The sequence below is a fragment of the Haemophilus parahaemolyticus genome (assembly GCF_018373095.1).
Taxonomy (GTDB): Bacteria; Pseudomonadota; Gammaproteobacteria; order Enterobacterales; family Pasteurellaceae; genus Haemophilus_A; species Haemophilus_A parahaemolyticus_A.
The window spans coordinates 1-3853 of the sequence record NZ_JAHAHT010000131.1; the positions used below are offsets into that span (position 1 = coordinate 1).

Annotated in this window: 3 protein-coding genes; all 3 read left to right on the top strand. The window is 40.0% G+C overall.

Annotation, left to right across the window (positions count from 1 at the left end):
- Positions 1-152: YoaH family protein (locus tag KH943_RS09550; RefSeq protein ID WP_304110362.1), on the top strand; the 152-nt coding region annotated here is incomplete at its 5' end.
- Entirely contained in the window at positions 149-619 is a 471-nt protein-coding gene (locus tag KH943_RS09555; RefSeq protein ID WP_304110360.1) for a hypothetical protein, read from the top strand. The genes KH943_RS09550 and KH943_RS09555, both read left to right, overlap by 4 nt.
- Positions 620-772: 153 nt before the next feature.
- Entirely contained in the window at positions 773-3769 is a 2997-nt protein-coding gene (locus tag KH943_RS09560) for a glycoside hydrolase family 2 TIM barrel-domain containing protein (RefSeq protein ID WP_304110361.1), read from the top strand.
- Positions 3770-3853: the final 84 nt, after the last annotated feature.

Here is a 3853-nt window from a genome sequence, read left to right on the forward strand (position 1 = left end):
TAACGCACGAGCAACAACAAGAAGCGGTTGAAGAAATTCAAAAGCTTGTCCAACAAGGTATTAGTATGGGACAAGCAATCCAAATTGTTGCAAGTCAGTTAAGAGAACAATATCAACAAAATCACCTAGATAAAAAGGAAAAAGTTCAATGAAAAAAATGATGATAGTGACCTTAGCTATGCTTTCAGCTACTACAATGGCTGCGACTAAAACAAACATTAAACCTGAAAATACACCAGCAGCACAACCAACAGTTGTGTTAAGAGTGCTTGATTTTAGCTCAAAAACACCTCGCCCGCTGACAGAAAATAAGCTCTCTCAAAGTAAAAATCAGCAACTTTGCTGGTCTTCAGTGAATGTGCCATTAAGCGGTAAAGTACAATTTGCTGAAGCGTTCTATGCTCCAGCTGCAACTACTTTCACTTCCGAAGGCATGAGTGTGACTGCATCAGAAGATAAAAAAGAGTTTTTAATTGTAGGCAATGTTACGTTTAAAGATAATACTAATCTTACCCGCTGTTGGAAATTCACTAAAGAAGATCCAGTGGGGCACTACAGATTAGATATTCAAATCAATGACATTGTTTTCAAAGGCTTAGCATTTGAAGTGGTAAAATAATCAATTGTTTATCAGTTTATTACTCTATTAACTTTATAAGTTAATAGAGTTTTTTATCACTAAATTTTAGCTTACCCCCTCAATAATATGCTTGAATTTTAGCTAAATTGGTTGTAAAAAGGAGAGAAAATAATGTTATTTTAGGAGAAACCTATGCCTCTACCAAATTACTTCCAAGACTCAAACACGCTTCACATCAACACCACGCCGCATCACGCCTATTTTATTCCTCATCAATCTTTGGAAACCACAAATTCGCGTGAGCAATCGCTTTATTTTACGCTTCTCAATGGCGATTGGGATTTCAACTACTACGCGAGCTATCACGATTTACCAGCAGATTTTTTGAATACTACCTTTGAGCACAAAATCCCTGTGCCGTCTAACTGGCAAAATCACGGTTTTGACCACCATCACTACACTAATATCAACTATCCGTTCCCCTTCGATCCGCCTTTTGTACCACACCAAAACCCGTGTGGGTTGTATCATCGTACTTTCCAATTTGAGCCAAACGGCAACCGTTATTTACTCAATTTTGAGGGCGTAGATTCCTGCTTATTTCTCTATGTGAACCGTCAATTTGTTGGCTATAGCCAAATCAGCCATTCCACCAGTGAATTTGATATAACCGATTTGCTCACTCAAGGCACAAACCACTTACATGTGGTCGTGTTGAAATGGTGTGATGGCAGCTATTTAGAAGACCAAGATAAATTCCGAATGTCAGGCATTTTCCGCGATGTTTACTTGCTTGAACGCGAACCTAACTACTTGCAAGATTTCTTTGTTCGTTATGAACTCAGTGATGATTTAAACGAAGCCATTCTTTCCCTTGATTTACAATTTACAAATGAAAATCGACCGCTTGAGGTAGAGCTGCTTTCACCAGAAAACATCTCTATTTTCCGTAAACAAGCGGTGAGTTTCAACGAAAAGATTGTAAATGTGCAACTTTGGAATGCAGAAAACCCTCAGCTGTACACACTAATTTTGCGCAGTGAAAATGAAATCATTGTACAAAAAATCGGTTTTAGAAAAGCGGAAATCAAAGAGGGAGTATTCTATTTTAATAATCAGCCGATTAAATTTAAGGGCGTAAATCGCCACGATAGCGATCCGAAAACAGGCTATGCGATTAGTTATGCACAAGCATTGAAAGATTTGCAGTTAATGAAACAGCACAACATCAACGCAATCCGAACTGCCCATTACCCAAATGCCCCTTGGTTCACTGAGCTTTGTGACCGCTACGGTTTTTATGTTATTGCAGAGAGTGATGTGGAAGCACATGGGGCTTCAATGTTGGCGGTGAAAACGCCTGAGCCAAGCATTTTCTTAAACCACGAAAATGTTCCTGAAACGGCTCGCATTCGCCAAGATACGATTGACAATTTCTGCTATTTCGCCCGCAATCCTGCTTTCAAAAAGGCGATTTTAGACCGCCAGCAAGCGAACATAGAACGCGATAAAAATCGCACTTCGGTGATTATTTGGTCTCTTGGCAATGAATCGGGTTATGGCGAGAATTTTGAATCGGCAGCAGCGTGGGTTAAACAACGCGATCCAAGCCGTTTAGTACATTATGAAAGCTCAATTTATCAGCATTCTGCCCATCAAAACGACCTGTCCAATTTGGATTTTTACAGTGAAATGTATGGCTCAACCGAAGATATTGAGCACTATTGTGAAACACTAAAAACGAAGCCATTTATTCTGTGCGAATATAGCCACGCGATGGGTAATTCGAACGGAGATATGGAAGATTATTGGCAGACTTTCCATCGTTACGCTCAATCTTGTGGCGGCTTTATTTGGGAATGGTGCGACCACGCACCATATCATAAGAACGGGCAATTTGGCTATGGAGGTGACTTCGGTGAAAGCCCACACGATGGCAATTTCTGTATGGATGGTTTGGTCTCACCCGACCGCATTCCGCACAGCAATTTAAAAGAGGTGAAAAATGTGAATCGCCCTGTGCGTGCTCGTTTTGAAGATGGCAAAATCGTACTGCATAACTACTTCGACTTTACCAATTTAGCCGATGTGCTCACAGTGAATTACGAATTTATGCAAAATGGCATCACGACAAGCGGTGGATTTTTAGAAGTAGATTGCGAACCGCATAAAAGCGTAGTTCTGCCGATTGCCTTACCTGAAAACAACGGTTCGCATTGGTTGCTCAACCTCTCTTACACGCAGAATTGGGATACCGATTTGATTGAAATGGAACACGAATTAGGCTTTGACCAAATCAGTCTCTATCCGCAAAATAGTTTGAAAAAACAACCGCTTGTAGCAACAAAAACAGCTTTTTCTGTGAATGAAACCACATTAAATATTGAAATCTGCAACAAAAATTACCGCTATCTTTTCGATAAACAGAAAGGGATTTTTAGCCAAATAGAGAAAGCAGGCGAGCCATTGATTGAGCAGCCGTTAGATTTCCAAATTTGGCGAGCACCAACCGACAACGACCGTTTAATTCGTGCGGCGTGGCAAAATGCAGGTTATGATAATGCTTACACGCGTGCTTATGAAACAGCGGTGAACGTGAGCGAGCAAGCGGTGAAGATTTATGTAAAATCTGCAATTATGTCGATTTCACGTGGCAGAATTTTAACTCTTGATCTGGTTTATACAATTTTGGCAGATGGACAACTTTCGGTGAAAGTACAAACTCAACGTCCAGCACATCTTCCATTCTTGCCACGTTTTGGCTTGCGTTTTGCTTTACCCAAAAATATCGGCGAAGCGGAATATTTTGGCTATGGTGAATTGGAAAGCTATGTCGATAAGCATCATTTAGCGAAATTGGGCGTGTACAAAACTTGTGCTGAACAAAATCACACCGATTATGTTAAACCGCAAGAAAACGGTAGCCATTTTGGTTGCGAATATGTGAAATTTGACTGCTTGTATGCAACTGCTAATCAGCCGTTTAGCTTCAATCTTTCACCTTATACTGCAGAAGAATTAACCGCTAAAACGCACTGTTATGATTTAGTGGAATCGGCTTATACGATTTTCAATATCGACTATAAAATGAGCGGGATTGGTTCTAATTCATGCGGTCCGAATTTGAAAGACGAGTACCGTCTGAATGAGACGAAATTTGAAGTAGAATTTCGATTTGTTTTAGACTAGACATCATAGGGCGGATTAAAACCCGCCCTCATTTAAGCATAAACATATAAATATTAAGCTGTTTATGCATTTAATTGATGCTAT